This is a genomic window from Priestia sp. RMT2NF4, assembly GCF_047872835.1.
In the GTDB taxonomy this organism is placed as follows: domain Bacteria; phylum Bacillota; class Bacilli; order Bacillales; family Bacillaceae_H; genus Priestia; species Priestia zanthoxyli.
Genome location: NZ_JBLQZO010000008.1, coordinates 103,601 through 127,053, shown reverse-complemented (window position 1 = coordinate 127,053; position 23,453 = coordinate 103,601). Strand labels below are relative to the sequence as shown.

Annotated in this window: 24 protein-coding genes; 10 read left to right on the top strand and 14 right to left on the bottom strand. The window is 38.1% G+C overall.

The genetic code is table 11. From position 1 onward, the window contains the following. Positions 1–24 precede the first annotated feature (24 nt). The 5 genes from ACMX9J_RS24145 to ACMX9J_RS24125 all read right to left on the bottom strand — a co-directional run bounded on the left by ACMX9J_RS24145 (position 25) and on the right by ACMX9J_RS24125 (position 6,715). Complete coding sequence (locus ACMX9J_RS24145; protein ID WP_028412542.1) at positions 25–594, bottom strand: TetR/AcrR family transcriptional regulator; 570 nt, start codon at positions 592–594, stop codon at positions 25–27. A 162-nt stretch (positions 595–756) separates the two neighbouring features. Beyond that, positions 757–2,178: a protoporphyrinogen oxidase gene (hemY, locus tag ACMX9J_RS24140; protein WP_013055331.1), complete on the bottom strand. Its 1,422-nt coding sequence runs from the start codon at positions 2,176–2,178 to the stop codon at positions 757–759. Positions 2,179–2,315: 137 nt separating this feature from the next. Further along, positions 2,316–3,248: a ferrochelatase gene (gene hemH, locus ACMX9J_RS24135; protein ID WP_028412544.1), complete on the bottom strand. Its 933-nt coding sequence runs from the start codon at positions 3,246–3,248 to the stop codon at positions 2,316–2,318. Positions 3,249–3,345: 97 nt separating this feature from the next. Continuing rightward, on the bottom strand, positions 3,346–4,389 hold the full coding sequence (hemE, locus tag ACMX9J_RS24130) for a uroporphyrinogen decarboxylase (protein ID WP_013055329.1): 1,044 nt from the start codon (positions 4,387–4,389) through the stop codon (positions 3,346–3,348). 196 nt (positions 4,390–4,585) lie between these two features. Then, entirely contained in the window at positions 4,586–6,715 is a 2,130-nt protein-coding gene (locus tag ACMX9J_RS24125) for a transglycosylase domain-containing protein (RefSeq protein ID WP_033580640.1), read from the bottom strand. A gap of 185 nt (positions 6,716–6,900) precedes the next feature. Between ACMX9J_RS24125 and ACMX9J_RS24120 the strand changes: the two genes are divergently transcribed. Together ACMX9J_RS24120 and ACMX9J_RS24115 are read left to right on the top strand one after the other, a co-directional pair. Next, positions 6,901–7,407: an antibiotic biosynthesis monooxygenase family protein gene (locus ACMX9J_RS24120; protein ID WP_013055327.1), complete on the top strand. Its 507-nt coding sequence runs from the start codon at positions 6,901–6,903 to the stop codon at positions 7,405–7,407. Between the two features lie 83 nt (positions 7,408–7,490). After that, on the top strand, positions 7,491–8,879 hold the full coding sequence (locus ACMX9J_RS24115) for a hypothetical protein (protein ID WP_047751678.1): 1,389 nt from the start codon (positions 7,491–7,493) through the stop codon (positions 8,877–8,879). A 47-nt stretch (positions 8,880–8,926) separates the two neighbouring features. Here the strand turns inward: ACMX9J_RS24115 and ACMX9J_RS24110 are convergent, their stop codons facing one another. Then, positions 8,927–9,592, bottom strand: coding sequence for a phosphatase PAP2 family protein (locus ACMX9J_RS24110; protein ID WP_028412547.1), 666 nt, complete (start codon positions 9,590–9,592; stop codon positions 8,927–8,929). A gap of 224 nt (positions 9,593–9,816) precedes the next feature. Between ACMX9J_RS24110 and ACMX9J_RS24105 the strand changes: the two genes are divergently transcribed. Continuing rightward, positions 9,817–11,025, top strand: a complete 1,209-nt coding sequence (locus ACMX9J_RS24105) for a M20 family metallopeptidase (protein WP_028412548.1) — start codon at positions 9,817–9,819, stop codon at positions 11,023–11,025. A 113-nt stretch (positions 11,026–11,138) separates the two neighbouring features. After that, positions 11,139–11,858 carry an EcsC family protein gene (locus ACMX9J_RS24100; RefSeq protein ID WP_028412549.1) on the top strand — a complete coding sequence of 240 codons (720 nt, stop codon included), beginning with the start codon at positions 11,139–11,141 and terminating at the stop codon, positions 11,856–11,858. 37 nt (positions 11,859–11,895) lie between these two features. On the opposite strand, the gene ACMX9J_RS24095 is transcribed toward ACMX9J_RS24100, so the two are convergent. After that, the gene (locus ACMX9J_RS24095; protein WP_154992349.1) at positions 11,896–13,101 is read right to left on the bottom strand and encodes an ABC transporter permease; all 1,206 of its coding nucleotides are present in this window, start codon (positions 13,099–13,101) and stop codon (positions 11,896–11,898) included. Continuing rightward, positions 13,094–13,837, bottom strand: coding sequence for an ABC transporter ATP-binding protein (locus ACMX9J_RS24090; RefSeq protein ID WP_034267986.1), 744 nt, complete (start codon positions 13,835–13,837; stop codon positions 13,094–13,096). Before ACMX9J_RS24090 ends, ACMX9J_RS24095 begins: the two co-directional genes overlap by 8 nt. A gap of 691 nt (positions 13,838–14,528) precedes the next feature. On the opposite strand from ACMX9J_RS24090, the gene ACMX9J_RS24085 reads away from it, so the two are divergent. After that, entirely contained in the window at positions 14,529–14,963 is a 435-nt protein-coding gene (locus ACMX9J_RS24085) for an HIT family protein (RefSeq protein ID WP_014461670.1), read from the top strand. Positions 14,964–15,047: 84 nt separating this feature from the next. Here the strand turns inward: ACMX9J_RS24085 and ACMX9J_RS24080 are convergent, their stop codons facing one another. From ACMX9J_RS24080 to ACMX9J_RS24070, 3 genes are all read right to left on the bottom strand, one after another. Then, positions 15,048–16,943 carry an acyltransferase family protein gene (locus tag ACMX9J_RS24080; RefSeq protein ID WP_416226279.1) on the bottom strand — a complete coding sequence of 632 codons (1,896 nt, stop codon included), beginning with the start codon at positions 16,941–16,943 and terminating at the stop codon, positions 15,048–15,050. 302 nt (positions 16,944–17,245) lie between these two features. Continuing rightward, complete coding sequence (locus tag ACMX9J_RS24075) at positions 17,246–17,689, bottom strand: GNAT family N-acetyltransferase (protein WP_034267989.1); 444 nt, start codon at positions 17,687–17,689, stop codon at positions 17,246–17,248. 17 nt (positions 17,690–17,706) lie between these two features. Further along, the gene (locus ACMX9J_RS24070; protein ID WP_028412553.1) at positions 17,707–18,261 is read right to left on the bottom strand and encodes a PadR family transcriptional regulator; all 555 of its coding nucleotides are present in this window, start codon (positions 18,259–18,261) and stop codon (positions 17,707–17,709) included. A 253-nt stretch (positions 18,262–18,514) separates the two neighbouring features. Here ACMX9J_RS24070 and serC point away from each other — a divergent pair, with 253 nt between their 5' ends. From serC to ACMX9J_RS24050, 4 genes are all read left to right on the top strand, one after another. Continuing rightward, the gene (gene serC / locus ACMX9J_RS24065; RefSeq protein ID WP_033580646.1) at positions 18,515–19,612 is read left to right on the top strand and encodes a 3-phosphoserine/phosphohydroxythreonine transaminase; all 1,098 of its coding nucleotides are present in this window, start codon (positions 18,515–18,517) and stop codon (positions 19,610–19,612) included. Positions 19,613–19,736: 124 nt separating this feature from the next. Then, positions 19,737–20,267, top strand: a complete 531-nt coding sequence (locus tag ACMX9J_RS24060; protein WP_033580647.1) for a tryptophan transporter — start codon at positions 19,737–19,739, stop codon at positions 20,265–20,267. 549 nt (positions 20,268–20,816) lie between these two features. Further along, a complete protein-coding gene (locus ACMX9J_RS24055) occupies positions 20,817–21,212 on the top strand; it encodes a YtxH domain-containing protein (protein WP_028412556.1) in 396 nt (131 codons plus the stop codon). Positions 21,213–21,325: 113 nt separating this feature from the next. Further along, positions 21,326–21,922 (top strand): HTH-type transcriptional regulator Hpr, encoded by a 597-nt coding sequence (locus ACMX9J_RS24050; protein WP_014461677.1) that lies wholly within the window; start codon positions 21,326–21,328, stop codon positions 21,920–21,922. 3 nt (positions 21,923–21,925) lie between these two features. On the opposite strand, the gene ACMX9J_RS24045 is transcribed toward ACMX9J_RS24050, so the two are convergent. Then, positions 21,926–22,270 (bottom strand): DUF1878 family protein, encoded by a 345-nt coding sequence (locus ACMX9J_RS24045; RefSeq protein ID WP_028412557.1) that lies wholly within the window; start codon positions 22,268–22,270, stop codon positions 21,926–21,928. A gap of 476 nt (positions 22,271–22,746) precedes the next feature. On the opposite strand from ACMX9J_RS24045, the gene ACMX9J_RS24040 reads away from it, so the two are divergent. Next, the gene (locus ACMX9J_RS24040; protein ID WP_013055312.1) at positions 22,747–22,926 is read left to right on the top strand and encodes a hypothetical protein; all 180 of its coding nucleotides are present in this window, start codon (positions 22,747–22,749) and stop codon (positions 22,924–22,926) included. Between the two features lie 35 nt (positions 22,927–22,961). On the opposite strand, the gene ACMX9J_RS24035 is transcribed toward ACMX9J_RS24040, so the two are convergent. Then, positions 22,962–23,057, bottom strand: a complete 96-nt coding sequence (locus ACMX9J_RS24035; protein ID WP_016762974.1) for a YjcZ family sporulation protein — start codon at positions 23,055–23,057, stop codon at positions 22,962–22,964. 36 nt (positions 23,058–23,093) lie between these two features. Next, complete coding sequence (locus ACMX9J_RS24030; protein WP_074682953.1) at positions 23,094–23,183, bottom strand: YjcZ family sporulation protein; 90 nt, start codon at positions 23,181–23,183, stop codon at positions 23,094–23,096. Between the last annotated feature and the right edge of the window lie 270 nt (positions 23,184–23,453).

Sequence of the window (23,453 nt, the reverse complement as noted above, 5' to 3'; positions counted from 1 at the left end):
TTTTTTCTATGAAAAAAGCCCATCTCACTGAGACAGACCGCGTAAAAAGTATAGTTCAATTAATTCAGCAATTTTTTCTTCTGAAAGCGGCTCATGCCGTTTTTCCCAATCATAGACGAGTGCAATGTACATTTTAAATAGTAAAAAAGCTGTGAGCTCCGGGTTGCACGGTTTGATTTCTTTTTTAGAAATAGCAATTTCGATTTTGTTTTTTATATAAGTCAAAATCTCTTCTTCTACTCGCACCAGCACTTCTTGCACTGCTGTAGTGCCTAACTGCTGTTCCTGTACCAGCTTCAGCATGAGCTGATGCTCAGTGCGGAATTCTAAGATTCGAAAAATGGCTGCTTGGGCATTTTCAAAAAAAGGACGGCTGCTGTCAATGACAGTTTCAGCTGCATCTGTCATTTCTCGAATCATTCGTGTCACAATTTCATCGAATAACTCTTCTTTGTTTTTAAAAAAAGTATAAATCGTTCCTTTTCCGACATTTGCAAGCTTCGCCACTTGCTCCATAGTCGTTGCTTTATATCCAAACAGCGCAAATGATTTTGACGCTGCATCAACAACTGATTGCTTTCGGTCTATCGCCACGTTATCCCCTTCTTTCTGACCAAATGAATATTTCAGTCAACAAGTACGGTTTTACTATAGCATAAGTTTCTTTTGCTTTTCAACCACAATCTCTTCTCTTAGTATAACCTTTCTCTACGGGTAGTAGACAAAAAAGCGGAGCATTGATTCACCGCTCCACTTCTACAGTTGCTGCACATATTTAACCGCTTTTTTAGCCACATCTTCTCCTTGCTCTACACATTCTGGTATACCCAGACCTTCGTATGAACTTCCCGCTACATAAAGACCGGCAAGCTCTTTTTCAAGCTGTTCGTTCATTGTATCTAGCATATCGTGATGTCCGACCGTATACTGAGGCATTGACTGCTTCCATCTCGTTACCGCGTAAAATTCAGGCTCAGCAGAAATGGTAATGAGCTTCTTCAAATCCTCCAGGACAATTTTAAAAATTTCATCGTCAGGCTGATCCACCACAGCTTCATCCCCGGTTCGTCCAACTAAACATCTTAGCAGCACTTTTCCTTCCGGAACCGCATGCGGCCACTTTTTATTTAGCCACGTGCATGCCGTAATCGTGTAATCGCTATTTCTGGAAACGGCGATGTTCATTGCATCTAGATTGTCTTGCAGCGCTTCTTGTGCAAAGGCTATCACAACAGTAGCTACTGAAGTGGAAGGCATATGCTTTAACGGTTCGAATATTTTATATTCCGAGAGCATAGACTGAGCAGCTGCATGAGGGGAAGTTACAATAACGCTGTCTGCTTTTATTACTTTCCCGCTATTTAAGGATAATTCATATGTGGTATCTTCTTTATAAATTTTCTCTACCTTTATTCCTTTTGTAATAATATCAGGATCTATTGCTTTTTCTACCCCATCTACTAGCGATTGAAGACCTTCTTTTAATGTTAAAAAGACGCTATTTTTTTTAAACTCCGAATCATCACCGTGCTGTGGGTGAATTTCTTTTAGCTTTTTCATTCCAACAATTAAGCTTCTGTACTTATGTTCAGCATGCAAAAACTGTGGAAATGTTGATCTTAAACTCAAACGATCAACGTCTCCTGCGTAAATTCCTGATAATAGAGGCTCAATTAAATTTTCAACAACTTCATCACCAAACCGTCTTCTAAAAAATACGCCTAGCGAACGGTCATCCTGATTTTTTGTCTTCGGTATAAAAAAATCAGCTGCTGCGCGCAGCTTGCCAACAGGCGAAAATAGCCCTGTTGTGATAAAAGGAGATAACTTGGTTGGTATCCCCATTACAGCACCATCAGGTAGCGCATGCGGTGTATCTTTTACCAGAATATAGGATTTTCCCTTTTCATTTCCGACTAGCTCCCGACCTAGCCCCACTTCTTTTGCCAGTTTTGTAGCAGCTAGCTTACGCGCTAAAAATGAATCAGGACCTTTTTCAAATAAATAACCGTCTCGTTTGACCGTTTGAATTTTCCCGCCAAGCCGATGCGTCGCTTCTATTAGTTGAAGATCAATAGGCAGCTGATGATCCTTTATTTTTTTTTGCAAATAATAGGCAGCTGAAAGACCTGTTATTCCTCCACCGATGATGACAACCTTTTTTCGTCTATCCGTCACGTTATCATCGCCTTTTCTGTAAAATTCAATATAAAGAGAAGCGATTATGGAAACCCATAGCTCGCTTCTTACTTTTCTTTATATTGATTATAAGTTACTTTTCGTCCCTGTTCAACGTACAAAGAATCTATATTGACTTAACGAGCAATTCGTTTTAACACAACTGTAGCTAACCCATCGATAAATTCAGGCTGTGCATTCGGCATTTCAGGACGGTAATAATCAGCCCCAATTTCATCTGTTACCACTTTGCATTCGTAGTCGTTATCATAAAGTACTTCTAAGTGATCCGCGATAAATCCAACCGGGGTATAGACGAACGACGTATAGCCTTTTTCTTCATGCAGTTCTCTTGTTAAATCTTGGACATCAGGACCTATCCATGGCTCAGGCGTATTTCCAGCACTTTGCCAGCCAATTTCGTAATGTTCAATACCAGCTGCTTGTGCAATTAAATCCGCTGTTTCTTGAAGCTGATTTGGATATGGATCTCCTGCTGCAATAATTTTTTCTGGCAAGCTATGCGCAGACACAATCAATACGGCTTTTTGGCGTTTCTCTTCGTCTATTAAATCAAACGTTTGTTTAACACGTGTAGCCCAGTACTGAATGAACTTTGGCTCACTGTACCAGCTTTCTACGGAATGAATGATTGGTCCTCCTAATTTTTCAGCTGTTTCTTTGGCGCGTCCATTATAGGATTTTACGCTAAACGTTGAAAAGTGAGGTGCAAGCACAATGCTGACCGCTTCTTTAATTCCGTCTTTATGCATGGCTTCTACTGCATCTTCAACAAACGGTTCAATATGCTTTAAGCCAAGATACGCTTTAAATTCAATTTCATCCTGTACTTCATTCAAGCGCTTTTCTAGACTTTCCATTTGCTGCTGCGTAATTTTTGCAAGAGGTGAAATGCCCCCAATTGCTTCGTAGCGGTTTTGTAAATCTTCCAAGGCTTCCGGTGAAGGTTTACGTCCGCGGCGGATATGTGTATAGTAACGTTCAATATCTTCTTCTTTATATGGTGTTCCATATGCCATTACAAGTAATCCCATTACTTTTTTACTCATGTGTTCGACACCTCTTTGTTAGATTCAATACTTGTCTTCATTTTGCCATGAATAAAAAGAAAAATTCAAAGTTTAGCGCTCCAAATTATTTGACAATTTATTGTCTATTTGCAGAATATTCATGAATAAAGGTTGTTAAACGCTTCAACGTTTCCGGCTGAACCTGTGGAAAGACGCCGTGCCCCAAGTTGAAGATGTAACCAGGACTGGCCATCCCTTTATCTAATATTTCTGTTACACGTTCTTCAATAACTTCCCATGGAGCTAACAAAATAGCAGGATCTAAGTTTCCTTGCAGTGTTTTTGTTAAGCCTAGTGCACGTGCTTCATCCAGCTGTGTTCGCCAATCTAATCCCACTACATCCAGCGGCAGATCATGCCATTCTTTTGCCAAATGACTTGCTCCTACTCCAAACATAATGAGAGGTACATTTTTTTCGCGCAAAGAGGTAAAAATCCGCTCCATAACAGGCTTTATAAAATAACGATAATCCGCTACATTTAAAGCCCCCACCCATGAATCAAAGATTTGAATGGCTTTTGCTCCAGCGTCAATTTGCGCTTTTACATATGTAATCGTCATATCTGCTAACTTATCCATTAGCGCAAACCATGCTTTAGGTTCCGTGTACATAAATGCTTTTGTTTTATTATAGTTTTTTGAAGGTCCTCCTTCAATCATATAGCTTGCTACTGTGAAAGGAGCACCGGCAAAACCAATTAGAGGTACGTTTAACTGTTCTGTTGTTAACAGCTTAATCGTATCTAATACATACGGAACATCTTCTTCCGGGGTAATTTCTCCTAGCTTTTCTACATCGCTTAAAGATTGAATTGGATTAGAAATGACAGGACCAATTCCTGACTTGATTTCAACATCCACTCCAATTGAAGGAAGCGGTGACATTATATCTTTATATAAAATAGCTGCATCCACTCCGTACTGTTCAACGGGCAGGCGTGTTACGTATGCCCCAAGCTCCGGCTGATGAGTGATTTCAAATAGAGAGTACTTCTCTTTTAGCTTTCGGTATTCCGGCTGTGAACGCCCTGCTTGGCGCATATACCAAACCGGAACATGATCCGTTTTTTCCCCTCTACAGGCTTTTAAAAAAGTATCGTTAAACGTTCCTTGACTCATAATTTCCACCTTTCTCGATTGTCTTCCATCCGTATTTTCTTCGATTAGACAGACAATAATCAGCAAAGGAACATACCGGTTCCTCTACTGATTAAAGTTTCACGTTATATTCTCTACTTGTCACTATACCCATTTCTTTACGACTTGTATAGCCACCTGCTAAAAATGTCAAAAAATCGCCCTACTCTTCCTTTTTTTATTGAAAAAGAGCAGGTGTTACTTCGTTGGATTTTTTTCCTTTTTGTTGTGTTTGGGAATTGTAAGGAACTACATAATAAGTAGGACTGTCGAGCAGATTCACACGCTCTTTTTCAAATGCTCCTTTTCCCTTCACTTTGCCAATCAATTCGGCTTTATCCCCTTTTTTCTCATAAACATAATAAACAGCTCTTTTATCAGGTGAAGGTGTCCACGATAAACTTACCGTTAGCAAACCAAATGGATGGAATGTTAATTCTTGTTTTAAGTCTTTAACTTGCTCTAAACGTATTGGTTTTGGCAGATCTTTAACGCCTGCTGGCTTTTGAAATGCAGCTTCGTCGTAACCAGCTCTTGTTAGAATGTCTTTAAATAATAGAGTCGGATAAGAACTTCCTTTTGTTAAATAATGCTGGTCATTTGTAGAATCATATCCCATCCACACGCTTCCTACAACATCTGGGGTATATCCAACAAACCAAGCATCTCTTGTGGCTCCTTTAACATTCGTATACGAAGTAGACCCTGTTTTTCCTGCTAACTCTCCTTTAAACTCTCCATTTTTTGCCGTTCCTTCTTTAACAACTCCTTGAAGCATTTTTGTCATATACCAAGCCGTCTGTTTTGAAAATGCTTTGTGAGTGTCGGGAACAGCTTTTGCAATCACTTTTCCATCTTGATCTTTTATCTCTTGAATAAAGTACGGTTGGATGTTTTCTCCATTTTCAGCAAATGCCCGGTACGCTCCTGCTAATTGAAGCGGTGTAATTCCTTCTTTTAATCCTCCAAGAGCAATCGCAAGCCCTTTATCTTCTAACGGAATTCCTAGCTTTGTGAGATACTGCTTGCTTGTTTCAACTCCTAGCTGATTCAATGTCCAGACGGCAGCTGCGTTTTTAGAATCTTTTAGGGCATCGTACATCGTTACCTTTTTAGCATATTGCCCGTCTACGTTTTTAGGTGTGTATCCCCCGTAGCTTCTAAGCTTGTCTTGCAGCAACGAATAAGGCTTGAATTGACCTTCTTCTAACGCAGGGCCATATACCGCAATAGGTTTCATCGTAGAACCTGGCTGTCTTTTGACATTTACGCGGTTGAGCGATTTTTGTACATAATCTCGTCCTCCCATAACAGATAAAACTCCTCCGCTTTTGTTATCGACTAATACAAAAGCACCTTGGGCACTGTTATCTGTACCTGGAAAATAACGATTTTCTTTCATCAGCTCGTAGGCGGCTTCTTGTACTTTTATATTCATCGGTACTTTGACCGTATAACCTCCGCGCAGAAGCTCATTGCCCGAAATGCTGTATTTCTTCTCTGCTTCTTGGATAACCATATCGATATAGGTTAAATACGCTGGATTTTTAGCCTGCTCCTTTATGTTCAACCCCAGCGTTCTTCCTTGCAAACGGACATTTTTTTCAGCTGATAAATAACCTGCTTTTTGCATGGCATTTAACACAACATTTCTACGTTCTATACTTTTTTCTGGATGTAAAATAGGAGAATAGGAATTCGGTGCTTTTGGCAGTGCAGCGAGAAGTGCACCTTCTTCTACCGTTAATTCGGAGACATCTTTATTGAAGTAAAGCTTGGATGCAGCTTGGATTCCATAGGCTCCGTGTCCAAAGTATATTTGATTCAAATACATTTCAAGCAGTTTTTGCTTACTGTAACGCTGCTCCAGGTTAATGGCCACCACTACTTCTTTTGTTTTTCTAAGCAGCGTTTTATCATTCGATAAAAACACATTTTTAGCCAGCTGCTGTGTTAAAGTACTTCCTCCTTCAACACTTCCCCCAGCCAATATATCTCGGTATAATGCTCGGCCAATAGATTTAAAATCGATTCCGTGGTGTTCATAAAAACGAACATCTTCAATTGAAATAAATGCTTGTTGCACATGCTTTGGAATCTTGTCAATTGAAACCAAGTCCCGATTTTTCACATAGAGCTTTGTTAATTCGTCTCCATTTTCATCGACTAATCTCGTAGCCGAGTCCATGACGATTTTTTTCTCATCAATTACATAGTTTCCAAGAAACAAGATGATAATATATCCAATCAATCCTAATAGAAAAATTCCAACTAAGGCAGCAATTGCGTATAAGCCTTTTTTGTACATCGTGCCACCCCTTTTCTTCCGCTAAACTTTTGATAATATGGAAAACAACTTCATCAATGTTTTACTTTACCATCTTCATTAGAAGTTCACAATTTTTGAATTTTTGTGTGTAAAATTTTATAATTTTAGTATGATTTACAATTGTAAATTGTATGCAATTCCCAATTAGAAAGGAAGTATAATCCATGAAGATCTTTATTACTTACGGAACAGGCCCTTACCTTCAAAAGTTGATCGACGAACATCCGAGTGAACGTTTATTACTGCTTCACAAAGATGACGATCAATTTGCACTAGTCCACGAAACAGATGGAGATACAATTTTTAAAGAAGGACATGCTTATGAAGTATTAGATGCTTCTGGAGATCTTGCAGATAGCGGATTTGCTGTACTAAATAATATTTCAGTTACAGATGAAGGCCGTCCTTTGTTTGAACAGCGATTTAGCCAACGCGCTCGTTTAATTGAAAATGAAGCAGGCTTTTCAGCTATTCGTGTGCTTCGTCCACTGCAAAATGACACATACATTATCTTTACAGGATGGAAAGATGAAAGTTCATTTAGCGATTGGCAGTCTTCAAAAGCCTATAATGAAGCACACAAAAAACGCGGTACGTCAGAAGGCGTGGATCAGCAGCCATCGATTTTCTCTCGCCCTTCTTATGTGACCTCATACCACGTAGTTAAATAAGTAAACATCCTCCTAGTAGGCGAGTATCACAATAGGCATAAACGTCATATTGTATACTACATCACCTATTGGGAGGAATTTTTATGGGCATAGAGCTTGGAGCTCTTCATTGGATGTATGTCCTTTTTATCGCCTTCATTATCGGCTTTATGATTATGCGGCGAGATACGAGTATCCTTTGTATACTCGGGATTTTTTTGCTTTCCTTAACGGCTACCTCTTCGTTAAGCCACTCCGTCAGCGCTGTTTTTTCCAGCTTCATTTATGCCATTACAGAACTGCTTCCTACCATTTTAATTATTTCAATTATTGTATCCATGAGTAAAGTCTTAATGGCTACAGGAATAAATGAATCGATGATTTCACCTTTTGCTCGCCTCATTAAAACACCCACTCTTGCCTATTGGGTTATTGGATTAGTTATGATGACCATCTCCTATTTTTTCTGGCCTTCTCCAGCCGTTGCTTTACTTGGAGCCGTGCTTTTACCAGTTGCCATCCGCGTAGGGCTTCCAGCTATAGGCGTAGCTGTAGCGATGAATTTATTCGGCCACGGCGTTGCGCTTTCAGGAGACTTTGTTATTCAAGCTGCCCCTAAGATAACCGCTGACGCAGCAGGTCTTCCGGTTCACGAGGTTGTTCAAGCAAGTGTCCCTCTTGTCATTGTGATGGGAGTCGTTACCACACTCTCTGCTTTTTACTTTCTAAAACAAGATATGAAGCACAATAAAATTCAGGCGCAACCGACAATTTTAACAAGCAGCTCTTCTAACCAATCCACACCTCTTTCTCCTTCATTACGCCGGGCTTTAGCCATTATAGTTCCTCTTTTCTTTGCTATAGACGTATGGGCAATGTTCGCCCTTCATTTACAGGGAGGAGATGCCACTGCTCTCGTTGGAGGTACAGCTCTATTTATTTTAGTAGTGGTGTCGCTTATTGCTCACAAAGGAAAAGGTCTCGAACAAACAACTTCCTACTTGATTGAAGGCTTGCAGTTTGGGTTTAAAGTATTCGGTCCCGTTATTCCGATTGCCGCTTTTTTCTATTTAGGAGATGCTGGATTCAAAACAATCATTGGTGACTTTCTTCCGAAAGGATCACATGGACTTGTCAATGACCTAGGCGTTGCGCTTGCTTCGACTGTACCGTTAACTGCACAGGTCGCTACTGTGACGATAACTGCGCTAGGAGCTATTACAGGGTTAGACGGTTCAGGCTTTTCAGGTATTTCACTCGTAGGCTCTGTCTCTCATTTATTTGCATCTGCTTTAGGATCGGGCGCTGCCACGCTAACTGCTTTGGGGCAAATTGCTGCGATTTGGGTTGGAGGGGGAACGTTGATTCCATGGGCGCTCATTCCAGCTGCTGCGATTTGTGGAGTCAGTCCGTTTGAACTCGCTAGACGCAATTTAAAACCTGTAGCGATTGGATTAGTTGTTACAACGATTGTCGCAATGTTCCTAGTTTAAACAAAAGCCCCCTTCTTTTGATGAAGGGGGTCATATGTATATATTTGTTACATACCTTTTGGAAACTCTTTTTCCGCTGACGGCCTTACATACGCATAAACAAGCGTATAGAAGAAAATGCCTACAATTAGCCACATAAGCCCTAAGCTGTAGCCAGCTAATACATCTGTTAAAAAGTGTTCTCTTAACAGAATACGGCTCACGCCGATTAACAAAACAATTAAAGTAATTGCCCGCTGATACCACTTGGCCACCTTTTGATTGTTTATATGCTTGATCAGAAAAAAGAAAATCAGACCGTAGATAAGAATTCCCATCATTGCATGGCCGCTTGGAAAACTGTAGCCTTCGATGCCTTCAAGAGGACGGGCTCGTTCTACCGCATCTTTAACTGCTTTATTAATAATATCGCCGCTTAAAATAAGTAAAAATGAGGATATCATGCCAATATAGTCTTTTTTTAAAAATAAAAAAACAATAAGTACAGCTAAAAGAACCATAATCATCACTTTTGAAGCTAAAAAAGACAGGCCGTGAAAAACAGATGACGCTGACTGAAGAATAGTGCTGTCATCTATAGCTGAAACAAGCCAGCGGTCTCCTTGAAAAGAATCTGTCGACACAGCAAACAACACTCCTAAAAAAACGAGACCCGCAATCCCAAACGCCCACATCAATTTTTTGTACAGAGATACAGTTTGTGAATCTACCATATCGTTACCTCCTATTATCTCACGAGAAAATTGGTAAAAAACTCATTCTTTGTCCCTATTTCTCATCTTATGTATCTATTATGTATATAAAATATTTCATGATTCAATTACTTTTTTCAATAACAACGCTTACATTCTTTTCTTTTTTATAGATAATGATATAATGATTAAAATGTCAAAAAATTCAAAACTTTATTCAACTTACACAGAAAGGATATGGTTATGTGAACTCCAAGCTACATACTTTACTTGAAGAAAAATTTGATGAAATGGTTCAAATTCGCCGATATCTGCATCAGTATCCAGAACCGTCTTTTAAAGAATTTCAAACTGCTGCCTACATTCGGTCTTTTTATGACAAGATCGGTATTTCTTACCGAGCAAATGTAGGAGGAAACGGCATTGTAGCAAGTATTCAAGGAGGAAAACCTGGTCCTACTGTAGCTTTGAGAGCCGACTTTGATGCCCTTCCTATTCAAGATGAAAAAGATGTACCCTATCAATCAACTGTTCCGGGCGTGATGCATGCATGTGGCCACGATGGTCATACGGCTACTCTTTTAGTCCTTGCTAAAGCGCTTTTTGAAATAAGAGATTCTCTCCCTGGTAAAATCGTCTTCATTCATCAGCACGCCGAAGAGTATGCTCCCGGAGGCGCCAAGTCCATGATTGAAGACGGATGCTTAGACGGTGTAGACGCGATATTCGGAACGCATTTATGGTCATTAACTCCCACTGGTGTGGTTCAATATCGAACGGGCCCTATTATGGCTGCTGCTGATCGCTTTGAAATTACGATCAAAGGAGCAGGCGGACACGGTGCACAGCCCCACAAAACAAAAGACTCAATCGTCATCGCCTCTCAGCTTGTTGTTAATTTACAGCAAATTGTAAGTAGACGTGTAAATCCAATTGATTCAGCGGTTGTAAGCATAGGTTCTTTTGTAGCGGAAAATGCATTTAATATTATCGCTGATTCTGCTCGACTAATTGGAACGGTAAGAACATTTAATGAAGATGTACGAAATGATGTCGAAAAAGAAATCGAACGAATTGTCCAAGGTACATGCTTAACAGCTGATGCTTCTTATGAGCTGAGTTATACGCGCGGCTATCCTTCCGTCGTAAACCACCCGGAAGAAACGGCCTTTCTTGCTTCTGCTGCTTCTCAAATCGATGAAGTTCATACAGTCGAAGAAACGGAGCCTCACATGACTGGAGAAGATTTCTCTTATTATTTGCAGCATATTAAAGGAACGTTCTTCTTTACAGGAGCTCAGCCAGAAGGTGTAGATGCTCCTTATCCTCATCATCATCCTAAATTTGATTTTAACGAAAAAGCAATGCTTATCGCAGCGAAAACGCTTGGTACGGCTGCTGTTGAGTATTTAAGAGAACAAGCTCATTCTAAAAACGCAATAAAAGCGAATTAATCATTCAGCAAGCATTCGTACAGATAAACAGACGATTGCTTGCTGTTTTATTTTAGGAAACTTTTTCTCACTTAAAACGTAGTATTTATATCGACTGAAAAGAGGTGACTTTTTTGAATACGTATGAAGAAAAAGTGTTACGAGAAGCTGAACATTGGAAATTTAGCATGTTGAAACGACCTTCTAAATTTCAGCGTACCGCAAAATCCTTACAGCTTAAACTAAATGAAAAAATCCCTGCTAAAGTCCATAGAATTATAACTGAAAGTATAAAAAAAATGGTTGAAACCACGCTTGTTGGGTCCGATTTCACGACTAAAAAAAGAGATGTCAGCGGTCTTTCGTTTGAAGAAAAAGAGAAAAGAATTTTGGAGCTCATACCTAAGTACAAAAAAACAGCTGCTGTAGAAGGAGCTGGTACTGGTGCAGGTGGTCTCCTTTTAGGCGCAGCAGATTTCCCACTTCTTCTTTCCATAAAAATGAAGTGCTTATTTGACATTGCCGCGACGTATGGTTTTGATGTAAAAGAAAAAGAAGAACGCATTTATATGCTATATATTTTTCATCTTGCCTTTTGCAGCGACGACCATAGAACGAAGCTGCTCGAAGTAGTAGAAAGCTGGGAGGAAAAGAAAGAGGAACTTCTTGAGCTTGATTGGAAAGCTTTTCAACAAGAATATCGCGATTACATTGATGTTGTGAAAATGTTTCAGCTGATGCCGGGAATTGGAGCTGTTGTAGGTGCGTATGCGAATTATCAGCTTCTTGATCATCTCACAAAAGTAGCGATGAACGTCTATCGCTTTCGGATATTATCTTCGTCTCAAAAGTAGTCTAAAAACGTAAAAAAAGCTCCATTCGGAGCTTTTTTTACGTTAATTTTTTATTTACATATGCATTTACAAATAAGTGAATAAATATAGCACCTGCTGCCAAGGAAAGCAGTGCAGCAACTATATTAGAAAAAGCCACCACTATGGCGAGCACAAGAATTTGTACATACAGCGCTTTTTTCCATACGTCCAAAAATGCCCTTTTTCGTTCTTTAGCTTCGACTGGATAAAGAGAAAGCCATAAAATTTGCTTGTGCTGCTTCCAAAGCGGGAGTAATTGAAAACCCGTCATGTATACAACAAATAAAACAACCACTATATTGCCGTATTGAAACGGCGCAGCTACAATTAAAAATCCGCCAATGACAGTTAAGCGAACGAGCAAACTTAAATAATCTCCTGATCGCAAAAATGTTCTGGTGTACAAGTAATGGTAAGTGGCATTTTGACGAAATGGAATACGTGTTACTAGCCAATCTAAATATCTACGGCGTTTGATTCGTTCTTTGACTTGTGGAACATCCGTAAATAAATTAGCTAATCGATAAAAATAGCCCATGCGCTTTTCTTCTAAGTCAATTAGCTTTTCCCATTTAATCGGCTTCCTTTTTGTAAGAGAGCGATAATAAACGGCTAGCGCAATCATAATTACCGCTACAATTCCTGTGAAAAATACGTATGCATGCGAAAATAAGAAATAAGTAAAAACTGCGTTTAAGAAAAACCTGACGATATAATCTGTCCACTTCGCCCACTTTTCTTCAAACCATACGGCCCACCAAGACATGCCTAAGTTTACAACTTTCAGAATGAGTAATAGCAGAAAAAACACAAAAATATTTGAGTAAGAATCATGCATTACTTTTACGTGAAGAGGCGCTGCTGCACCCGTTGCAAATAATAAAATATAAAGCTGAATCGTAAAGGTAAACCAAAAAGATTTTTTGAAATAAGGCTGCAGCTTCGTCTCCAAAGGAAGCAAAAAGACTAAATCAGGTCGTTTTAAAAACGTTTGAATTTGGCCCATTGTTAAAATCAATCCCATAAGGACCGCAATCACTACAGCCGAAGGAAACGCAGGTGTTAATGTACTCAACCACTGTTGATAATAGTAGGCTAAACCGCCAATCGCAAAAATTAACACTAATTTAATGTGATCATTTAAGATATATTTTGTATATCTTCTTACATCCACTAAATACTGCTGAAATCGTTGCTTCCATAATGCGTCAATCTTACTCATAGCCTTCTTCCTTTGTTAATTCAATATAAATTTCATCAAGAGTAGCATTGCGCATCTGAAATTCTTCTTGAAGATCTTTAAGCGTTCCTTGCGCTCTTACTTCTCCATTATGTAAAATAACAAATTTATCACAGTAGCGCTCCGCGGTCGCCAAAATGTGTGTGGACATTAAAATGCCTGCACCTTGCTTTTTCATATCCGTCATCAAATCAAGTAAAGATTGAATACCAAGCGGGTCTAAACCTAAAAAAGGTTCATCAATAATATAAAGAGACGGCTGAACCAAAAAAGCGCACATAATCATAACCTTCTGCTTCATCCCTTTTGAAAAATGCGCGGGAAACCATTTTAACTTCCGGTCTAAACGAAATTCTTTTAAAAGCGGCTGCAGACGTGCTTCATATGCTTGAGGCTCAAGTCCATAAGCCATAGCTGTCATATCCAAATGTTCTTTTAATGTTAATTCATCGTAGAGCACAGGAGTTTCTGGAATAAACGTAAACTGACTTCGATAGCCTGTTGGGTCTTGTTGAAAGGTTTTATTATTAATGGATACACTTCCTTTTTTTGCTTCCATTAATCCAATGATATGTTTAATCGTTGTACTTTTTCCGGCTCCGTTTAAGCCGATTAACCCAACTAATTCACCTGCATTTACATCAAACGATACATCTTTTAAGACGGGAGTTTTCGTATATCCCCCTGTAATATTGTTAATTTGCAATAAAGAACCCATCACGATCTCCTTTTATTTGTTCTTTTTTGTCTACAAGCGCAAGCGCTATTTGCTCTATTGTACCAAATCTTTTTCGTCCTCACATCGTTTTCAATTCTTTTCGGTTAATTTTTCCAGAATATAATCGAAATATCGGGACATTCTATATAGGGAAGAAGGAAAACAAGTTATTGATTACAACTAATCATTACAAAGCTTCTTACATTTGGGATGAGGTGTCTACAGCAGGCATATTTCAGAAAACCTTATTGTAAATCGATGTATGTTTGATTCATAAGGGGATGGTAGTCATGAACGTAGTAAGAATATATATAATGGGTAGACAATAATGTTCATTTATTACTGTGTAAATGAGGTGTTTGTCAAAGACCAAGAACGATTTCGTTCACATTGTATATTTTTTTAGCTCAATGCTTAAATGAGGTGTTTGTTAAAGAGAATATACTTTTTCAAGTTACTGTTTCATTAGGCAATGTAATTACGTAAATGAGGTGTTCCTTAAAGATCATATGCTGCATTAAAAGCTATTTTTTCCTTCTTCACATGACGGGATGCATAATCGTTTGCATCCCGTTTTTGTGTATAAAATATGAGTGGCTATTTCTTGCCTGCTGATTGCATTTCTACTTTGTGGTAAAATAAACGTACATGTATACCCATACATTTATATTAGTAACGGAAGGTGAACATAATGAGCACACATGATGAAAACTGTATTTTTTGCAAAATTATTCGCGGTGAAATTCCAGGTGCAAAAGTATTTGAAAACGAACATGTATTAGCTTTTTTAGACATTAGTCAAGTAACAAAAGGTCATACGCTGGTGATTCCAAAAGTACATAAAAAAGACATTCACGAACTAACACCGGAAATTGCGCGCAATTTATTTGAAGTGGTTCCTCAAATCGCAAATGCAATTAAAGAAACATACAGCCCAATCGGCTTAAACATCTTAAATAATAATGGTGAAAAAGCTGGTCAATCCGTGTTTCATTATCATATGCACATTATTCCACGCTACGGGGAAGGCGATGGATTCGGTGCTGTATGGAAAGAGCATACAAGCGAATACACGCCTGAAAAACTTCAAGAAATCGCTGGCAATATTTCTTCTCGCCTTTCTTGAAACAAAAAAGCTTACACATGTAAGCTTTTTTTGTTTTATCTATTAATCAGTTTATGATGTAAAACTCAATACGTCTCTCGCTCATTATGAACCATTTTTTTCCTTAACTTCTAAATTCATACGCTCTTCAATCAATTTTGTTAATGCTCTTGATCCTTCAGGTACCAAGTGGACACCATCTGATGTAAAGTATTCAGGGTGCTTAGAAGCCTCAGAGTACCAATCTACAAGCGTGACGTGATCAAACTTTTCAGAAGCAGCTTTCAAGTTCTTGTTCACGGTGCTTTCCCAGGAACGAGGAACGCGCGTATTCACTAAGTAAACGTCCGCTTGTGAAAAAGCTTTTAACAGTTGTTCAAGTTCTTCATTGGTAAAATAACCGTTCGTTCCTAACTCAATAATCACTGCGCTGTTCGGATTATTAAATGCTTGATAACTAGGAGTTAGCTGCAGTGCTTCATTGAGCTGCCTTCCTACTTTTCCGTCAATCGTAATACTAAGCGGCATCTCTTTAAGATTAGGAGCAATATCCAGCATGACCGAATCTCCAATCGCAAGAACATCTCTGTAAGAATTCGGCTGCTGTTCTTCTTTTGCATCAGATTTTTCTTCTGCGGAGTTCTTTTCCGCGTTCTTTGTTTTTTCATCCTCCGCTTTGTTCTTGTCTTTGACAGAAGTTGAAGCATTTTCTTTATGATTCGTTTGAATTTTAACCTCTGTTTGTTTTGTTTCGGTCTCATCCTTTTGCTGCGTACTAATAGCAAAGCTTGTCATATCCGCTGTAAACAACGCCAAAAAGAAAATGAGACTGCCCAAAACCGCTTGTCTCGAACGAGAGAGATTACGCCATTTAAAAAGCTCTCTTGGATGGTAGTGCCGGAAATAATAGCGAAAACCGCGTGTGCGAATAGGCACCTCGATGTAACGGTACGAAAGTTCAGCAATGATAAATGTAATTCCTACTTGTAACAGCGCATGCCAATAGACCGGGCGGCCAATCTCGGCTACAGGTGTTGTAAGAACAATAACCGGATAATGCCACAAATAGATACCGTATGATCTAGTACCAAGCCAGCGAAGCGGTTTAAACGACAAAGCTTTTCCTAAAAAGCTACTAGGGTGACTAATCGTTGCAACCAGCACAGCAGCGTTTAAACAAATCAGCAGCATGCCACCTTGATAAAGAAAAGATGCATGCGTATACTCATCAACGCTCCATACGCAGAGAATAAATACAAAGAAGCTTACCATACTTACTGCGTTTAATACTTGCTTGCCCACAGCTGGAAGATTTTTTGATGATAAACGATACATCGGCCAGACAAATGCAAGTAAACAACCGATTAAAAGGGCAAACAGCCGAGTATCGGTTCCATAATAAATGCGGCTAGGATCTCCTCCTGGCTCATATAAAAAAGACATCAGAATGGCTGAGGCCATTACTCCAGCTAAAATAAATAGAGAAAGAATTCCTCTCTTTTTAATAAATTTCAAACCCAACAATAAAACAAGTGGCCATACAATATAAAACTGCTCTTCAATAGCAAGTGACCATAAGTTTTTTAATGGTGACGGTGATCCAAAACTATCAAAATATGAAACTTTATGAAAAATAAACCACCAGTTACTCATATAAAAAATAGACGATAATGCATCGCCTCGTAGCGTTGTTAACAATGGTCGGTTAAATAAAATAACCCACGCTGCAGTTAATACGACCATCACATACACAGCTGGAAGAAGTCTTCTCGTACGGCTAATCCAAAAATGCTTCAAATTCTTTAAAGGATTTTCCCAAGATTGCACCAGTAAAATTGAGGTAATTAAATACCCAGATAATACAAAGAAAACGTCAACTCCTAAAAATCCTCCAGACGCCCATCCAAAGCCTAAGTGATAAGCAATCACAGCCATGACAGCAAAGGCCCGAAGTCCGTCCAAACTATATATATACCTATTTTTCTTTTCTTTTGCACTCATAAAAATGCCTCCAAGCAATATGTACAACAAATTTCTTTTCCAATAAATATTAAGAATGTTACGTAATTGTTACATTTTTGTTACAAAAATCATTATATACAATATTATTACTTTCTTCAATATATCACTTACTGAAAATCAAAGAATAAGTAAAAAGAAACAAATTCACTATCTATCTTATTCATAAATTACTAATTTAGTAGTAGTCATATCGATTCTATCTGCATGCCACTAAACCCTACACGTTTCTTTCACCTTACCCGTTTTAAAAATAGAAAAACTTCACACAAATGGTGAAGTTTCTAAGGTGTCTTTAGCATATCGACGTGTGGGAGTCCTTCATCTGAATAAATATCGGAAATAGGTCTAAAACCAAACGATTCATAAAATGTTTGAAGTCTGCTTTGAGCTTGAATTTTAATTGTCTTCTCGTGCAATTCATTCTCTAGAAAAGCAATTCCTCTTGCTACTAGTTCTCTTCCGAGACCTGTACCGCGCTGTGCTTGTTTTACAATAATACGTCCAAGAGAAGCTTCCTTATAGCTAATTCCTTTTGGTAAAACTCTAAGGTATGCGATAATTTTCTCATCTTCTTTTTTGAACAAATGATAAGCAAATTTGTCTTTTCCATCTACTTCTAAGTAAGCACACTTCTGTTCCACAACAAAAATAGAGGTGCGAAGCTGTAGAATTTCATAAAGCTCATCGTTTGTCAGCTCTTGAAATGATTTTATGCACCAACTCATGATCTGCTCACCTTTTCTTATTGTTCTTTTTCAATTAAATTCAGCGTACGTTCAAGCCAATTGATATAGCTTGTCTCCCGGTCTTGAGCGCGAGATAGCACCAAGTAATGACCAAATTGAGGAGAAGAAACGGTAATGTGGTGATTAACTTCTTCTAAAAGATCATCCATTCGTTTCTTTAAAAAAGTCAGCTTCATTTTCCTGCTTGATAATTGGTTATCTATTTGTTGCTTTAACTCTTCTATTGACATGGATGAAGCAAAATAAGCTTTTAACATAAATTCATCTTTAGTTGTTTCAGGAATAGGATCAATCGTAGTGAGCCACTTGCTTAGCTCGACTCTTCCTTCTTCCGTTATCGAATACATCTTTTTTTCTAATTTTTTGCCTTGAATCACCGTTTCATAGCGAATAAATCCCTCTTCTGTTAATCGCTTTAGCTCGGGATAAATCTGGCTGTGTTTAGCGCTCCAAAAATTACCAACCTCTTCTTTAAAAAGTCTGGTAATGTCATACCCGCTGAGCTCCTCCTGATTTAAGAGCCCTAATATTGCATATTTTAATACTCTCATTCTGTTCCTCCACATTATTTCTTCCATCAGTATAGCATATAAACATTTCATTTACATGTTTGCCAAAACATGTTTACGTATACTTTTTATTTATCTTTTTTCTATTATTTTCTCTTTACAGATTAATTTAAATTTTTGAAAAGTTACCTCCACAACCAATGGTTTTCATGATAGTATAATGATATTCTTTCTGACATCAGTCATTAGCCATTTTGTATGATGAGTGTTCGAACTAATTTGAGGAGGAATTAATGTGATTACGTTAAACAGAGCTTATAATTTTAATGCAGGTCCATCTGCGCTTCCCCTACCTGTCTTACAACTTGCTCAAGAGGAGCTAGTTAACTTCAAAAATACAGGTATGTCTGTGATGGAATTATCACATCGCAGCAAAGAGTTTGAAGATGTATTAACACATGCTAAAGAAACACTAACGGAATTGCTTAATATTCCAGATACACATGAAATTTTATTCCTGCAGGGCGGAGCAAGCCTGCAATTCTCTATGATTCCAATGAACTTTTTAGCTCCTGATCAAGTCGGGGCATATGTGCTAACGGGATCATGGTCGGAAAAAGCGTTAAAAGAAGCAAAGAAACTTGGAAAAACAGCAGTGGTTGCTTCTACTAAAGAAGAGAACTACCGCTCTATTCCAGCTTTAGATGATATAAAGCTTCCAAAAGAAGAGATTGGATACTTGCATATCACGTCCAATAATACCATTTTTGGTACACAATGGGCTGACTACCCTTCTATTGAAGGAGTAGACTTAATTGCTGACATGTCAAGCGACATTCTTTGCCGTCAAATTGATGTATCTAAGTTCTCACTCATTTATGCTGGTGCTCAGAAAAACCTCGGACCATCTGGTGTAACAGTTGTCATTTTGAAGAAAGAATTGCTTAAACGTATCCCTGAAGGTTTACCAACAATGCTGAACTATGAGACTCACGTAAAGAGCAATTCTCTTTACAACACTCCTCCAACGTTTGGTATTTATATGCTTTCACTTGTTTTAGATTGGATTAAAGAACAAGGGGGCGTTAAAGCCATTGAAGCTCAAAATCATAAAAAAGCTAAGTTACTCTACGCAAGCATGGAACGTTCAAACGGTTTCTATACTCCTCACGCTACAGAGGAAAGCCGTTCAATTATGAATGTCACGTTTACTTTACCAAACGATGAGCTAACGGCTGAGTTTTTACAGCAAGCAAAAGAAAAAGGCTTTGTAGGATTAGCTGGACACCGTTCAATCGGCGGATGCCGCGCTTCTATTTACAATGCTGTGCCGCTTGAAGCGTGTGAAGCTCTTGCCGTCTTTATGGATGAATTTGCGCAGGCAAACGCGTAATTGGCAGAATTAGCTGATTCTTTTTTCACATAAATATGTTATAATCAGTATGTAAATATATGCAATGGGCATAGACGCACTATTGGTATATTTCGAGCTTAGCTTAGAAGAGGAGAGATGAGAAATGAATACAAAAGTTTTAGTTTCTTTAGCGTTATTAGTCGGAATTGGAGCGGTTCTCCACACGGTGGTACCTCCTATTTTATTTGGAATGAAGCCAGATATGATGTTAACAATGATGTTTTTAGCAATCCTGTTGTTTCCTAGCGTAAAAAATGTAGTACTAGTAAGCTTCACAACAGCTTTTATTTCTGCTTTAACGTCTAGTTTCCCGGGAGGACATATTGCAAACATAATTGATAAACCAATTACAGCATTTGTTTTCTTTGCATTATTTATGCTTGTGAAAAAAGCAACAGGCATCAAAACACCAGTTGCCGCTGCTTTAACAGCTGTTGGCACGCTCGTATCAGGAACCGTGTTCTTGTCTGCTGCCGCGCTAATCGTCGGCTTACCGGGCGGAAACAGCGTCATGGCGCTTGTTGCTGCGGTTGTATTACCTGCAACAGTAGTGAATACAATCGTTATGGTCGTTATTTATCCAATTGTTCAATCCGTTCTAAAACGCACAAGCATCAAAGCAAAATTATCGTAACGTCAAGAGCCTGATTTAGTTAAGAATCAGGCTCTTTTTTTACACCAAAAGCTAAGGCCCGCCAAAGCGTGGCGGACCTTTAGATAAAACGGTTCATTTATAGTATGTTGCTGATCTTTTAGAGACAATCTAAAGTCCGGCTCTTAACTTGTTGTTTAAAAAGAAATGATACAGGATGCTTTTCACTTAAATTTCATTTGCAGCTCATACAATAGGTATGAAGACTTACTATGTAATAAAGGTTTAAGTTCCCCATCCTAGGTTACATAATAAAGTATAAGCGCCAATAAAAAACTCGCAAAAGCCACTGTCGCACATGTAAGAGACTTTTGTTTAAGCACATGTTTAGGTGGATATGATGCCGTTCTAGTCGTAAGGCTAAACCATTTAAAGGCAGCCAGAAAAAAACTCAGGCTAATCATCAAAAGAATAAATAAAGCTATCCCATGTTGATAACCTCCTTCTTTTGTATAAATCTATGCTATTTTTTTATGATTATGTCAGAAGGAAGTGTTAGCAATTACTTTACTACATAGGAGGAAATAAATAATGAGTAGAATGAAAAAACTAGCAGCTGGAGCAGCAATCGGAAGCACCGTAGCCGCTATTACAACGCTTCTTATTACTCCATATTCAGGACGAGAACTTAAACAGCGTGTCAGTTCTCGAAAAGACCGAGTTAACGCTTCACAACAAGAGCTCTCAACAAAAATAAAAGCTGTTTCTCAACAAGTACAAATGACCGCCAGAGAAGGAAATACTATAGTGAAAAATATCGCAAGTGACCTTTCTACTACCCTTGGTCAGTTTAAAGAAGAAATTGTCCCTCATAAGGAATCCATTCAGCATCATTTGAAAGAAATCCAAAATTCTTTGTCAAACCTAGAGGAACATGTACAGACAACTAAAAATCCCAATGAAAAAATTGACAAAAAAGAAGGTTAAAGCGCCTTCTTTTTTAATTTTTTAAAATTTTGTAAATTTACATCTTTATAATTTTTTATTTTATTGGCATAATAGAAGATAAATAAAAAAAGAGACTAAGTAGGTGGGAGAAGATGAAAAAGACTAGTGATCAGGATTACAGTTTGAAAGAAGCACTTCTATTTAGCCAACGTATTGCCCAATTAAGTAAAGCCCTTTGGAAAACCGTAGAGAAGGATTGGCAGCAATGGATTAAGCCTTATGACCTTAATATTAACGAGCATCATATTTTGTGGATTTCATATCATTTAAACGGGGCTTCCATTTCCGAAATTGCCAAGTTTGGAGTTATGCATGTTTCTACTGCATTTAACTTCTCCAAAAAACTAGAAGAACGAGGTTTACTTGAGTTTTCTAAAAAAGAAAGCGACAAGCGAAATACGTACATTCAGCTGACAGATAAAGGCGAGGCCATTTTACTGGATTTAATGGAACATTACGAGCCTTCTAATAATTCAGTATTCAGCGGCGCACTTCCGTTGCGCGACTTGTACGGCAAATTCCCTGAGTTTATGGAACTAATGACCGTCATCCGCAAAATTTACGGTGAAGATTTTATGGATATCTTCGAGCGATCTTTCCATCATATCGAAGAAGAATTCACTGAAGAAGATGGCAAGCTTGTCAAGAAAGATAAAGAGAACCACCAGGAGACTATTTCAAACTCTTAATGGTTAGTCCCTTATCCATTGAATAATTTCAAAAAATTCATTCATCACATCTTGATAAGAAGGTTGATAACGAAGCGATTCGACCGTCTCTCTGGGAGTTAATTTATAATTCAGCATACCAACAAATTGTGTAAGAAGCGGAACAAAGTCTGTTAGGCCTTCCGCTTTTTGCTCAATATATTCGTTTTTTGTATCTTCACACAGAATTAAAATTTCCTCTACTTCCCTCTTTGTAAGCTGATTTCTTACCACTAAATCAATAAATGGTTTAGCTTCTTGTTCAGATGTCCCAGATAACAGTTTTATGTAATATTCTAAACGTGATACTCGAGATTCTAAAGTTTCCATCCGCTTCCCCTACTCCTTCAACGTTCATATATCTCTACTCCATATTGTACATGATTCATTCATGTTCTTCCAAATAATTCTTTCTTCGTCAATCACATTTCCTGTTTGAGTAGCACCGTATAAAGATTTTCATATACTGATTATGTACTCACTGCATATATTAATATAAATCCCTCTGTCCTTTTTAACAATCCTTTTGCACAATGGCTGATTGTTACTCATTTCTTATCCATTCACTTTGCTATTTCGTTTAAAACCTATTTCTCAACTTCTTAACTACCCTTTATAAAATAAAAACCGCATTTCTGTGTAAATACCTTTTGAAATTCTTTGCTCAACTGTATATATAACTATCTATTTTACCGCTTTTTTGGTAATGTTAATATAGATATTTGTAAATTCATACAAAGCTGTACTATATAAATGACTATAAGACTTTTTGTCTTCGTCACACTGATTTTGTTAGGGGGATTTTTATGTACATATTCTTTATTGTATTTGCACTATTCATTTTATTCTACATCAATGCACTAACAAATACATTGTGTATTCAAAAAGAAATTCCAGCTGAAAAACAGCCTAAAGTTTTTCGTACGATTAATGTATTAATTACCATTTTATTAGTTTCATCTTATATTGAAGTATCATTTACATAAAAAACGGTGAGATGTCTCACCGCTTTTTTATAGGCTTAGCAAAAACAGCTAGCGCCGATGATAACTAATAAGATGAATAATACGACTAATAGAGCAAATCCACTGCCGTATCCGCATCCGTAAGAACCCATATCTATCGCCCCTTTCCTTTTATATTCACCTGTTTCCTAGTGGTAACATGCACAACCAACAATGACTAATAAGATAAACAGTACAACTAATAGTGCAAAACCGCCTCCATATCCGCATCCGCTCATTTGAGCACCCCCTTTGTTTACTAATACTGCATCTTATGCATCAGCTCAAAAAACGTCTAGGCTTTTAGCCCAAACTCCATAATTTATTTCTCTTGCTTCTCGTTTGGAGATTACTCTGTGAGTTTGTCCACCATTTTGAAAACGCTTTATAAAAAAGCCATCATAAGCGTATAATCACTCCATGCTTAGTGGAAAATAAATGTAAATTTACGTGGTTTTAACTTCATTTGCTAACATCAGGAAATGTGATATAGTAAATCTTGAGTCAAG

What these genes read in the sequence shown, in the direction of transcription:
- hemE (WP_013055329.1), bottom strand. Translation starts at nt 4,389, where the DNA reads ATGAGTCAAGGAACGTTTAACGATACTTTTTTAAAAGCCTGTAGAGGG.
- ACMX9J_RS24115 (WP_047751678.1), top strand. Translation starts at nt 7,491, where the DNA reads ATGGGCATAGAGCTTGGAGCTCTTCATTGGATGTATGTCCTTTTTATC.
- ACMX9J_RS24090 (WP_034267986.1), bottom strand. Translation starts at nt 13,837, where the DNA reads ATGGGTTCTTTATTGCAAATTAACAATATTACAGGGGGATATACGAAA.
- ACMX9J_RS24060 (WP_033580647.1), top strand. Translation starts at nt 19,737, where the DNA reads ATGAATACAAAAGTTTTAGTTTCTTTAGCGTTATTAGTCGGAATTGGA.
- ACMX9J_RS24055 (WP_028412556.1), top strand. Translation starts at nt 20,817, where the DNA reads ATGAGTAGAATGAAAAAACTAGCAGCTGGAGCAGCAATCGGAAGCACC.
- ACMX9J_RS24110 (WP_028412547.1), bottom strand. Translation starts at nt 9,592, where the DNA reads ATGGTAGATTCACAAACTGTATCTCTGTACAAAAAATTGATGTGGGCG.
- ACMX9J_RS24125 (WP_033580640.1), bottom strand. Translation starts at nt 6,715, where the DNA reads ATGTACAAAAAAGGCTTATACGCAATTGCTGCCTTAGTTGGAATTTTT.
- ACMX9J_RS24085 (WP_014461670.1), top strand. Translation starts at nt 14,529, where the DNA reads ATGAGCACACATGATGAAAACTGTATTTTTTGCAAAATTATTCGCGGT.
- ACMX9J_RS24070 (WP_028412553.1), bottom strand. Translation starts at nt 18,261, where the DNA reads ATGAGAGTATTAAAATATGCAATATTAGGGCTCTTAAATCAGGAGGAG.
- ACMX9J_RS24120 (WP_013055327.1), top strand. Translation starts at nt 6,901, where the DNA reads ATGAAGATCTTTATTACTTACGGAACAGGCCCTTACCTTCAAAAGTTG.
- ACMX9J_RS24080 (WP_416226279.1), bottom strand. Translation starts at nt 16,943, where the DNA reads ATGAGTGCAAAAGAAAAGAAAAATAGGTATATATATAGTTTGGACGGA.
- ACMX9J_RS24075 (WP_034267989.1), bottom strand. Translation starts at nt 17,689, where the DNA reads ATGAGTTGGTGCATAAAATCATTTCAAGAGCTGACAAACGATGAGCTT.
- ACMX9J_RS24040 (WP_013055312.1), top strand. Translation starts at nt 22,747, where the DNA reads ATGTACATATTCTTTATTGTATTTGCACTATTCATTTTATTCTACATC.
- ACMX9J_RS24030 (WP_074682953.1), bottom strand. Translation starts at nt 23,183, where the DNA reads ATGAGCGGATGCGGATATGGAGGCGGTTTTGCACTATTAGTTGTACTG.
- ACMX9J_RS24095 (WP_154992349.1), bottom strand. Translation starts at nt 13,101, where the DNA reads ATGAGTAAGATTGACGCATTATGGAAGCAACGATTTCAGCAGTATTTA.
- ACMX9J_RS24045 (WP_028412557.1), bottom strand. Translation starts at nt 22,270, where the DNA reads ATGGAAACTTTAGAATCTCGAGTATCACGTTTAGAATATTACATAAAA.
- ACMX9J_RS24035 (WP_016762974.1), bottom strand. Translation starts at nt 23,057, where the DNA reads ATGGGTTCTTACGGATGCGGATACGGCAGTGGATTTGCTCTATTAGTC.
- ACMX9J_RS24050 (WP_014461677.1), top strand. Translation starts at nt 21,326, where the DNA reads ATGAAAAAGACTAGTGATCAGGATTACAGTTTGAAAGAAGCACTTCTA.
- hemH (WP_028412544.1), bottom strand. Translation starts at nt 3,248, where the DNA reads ATGAGTAAAAAAGTAATGGGATTACTTGTAATGGCATATGGAACACCA.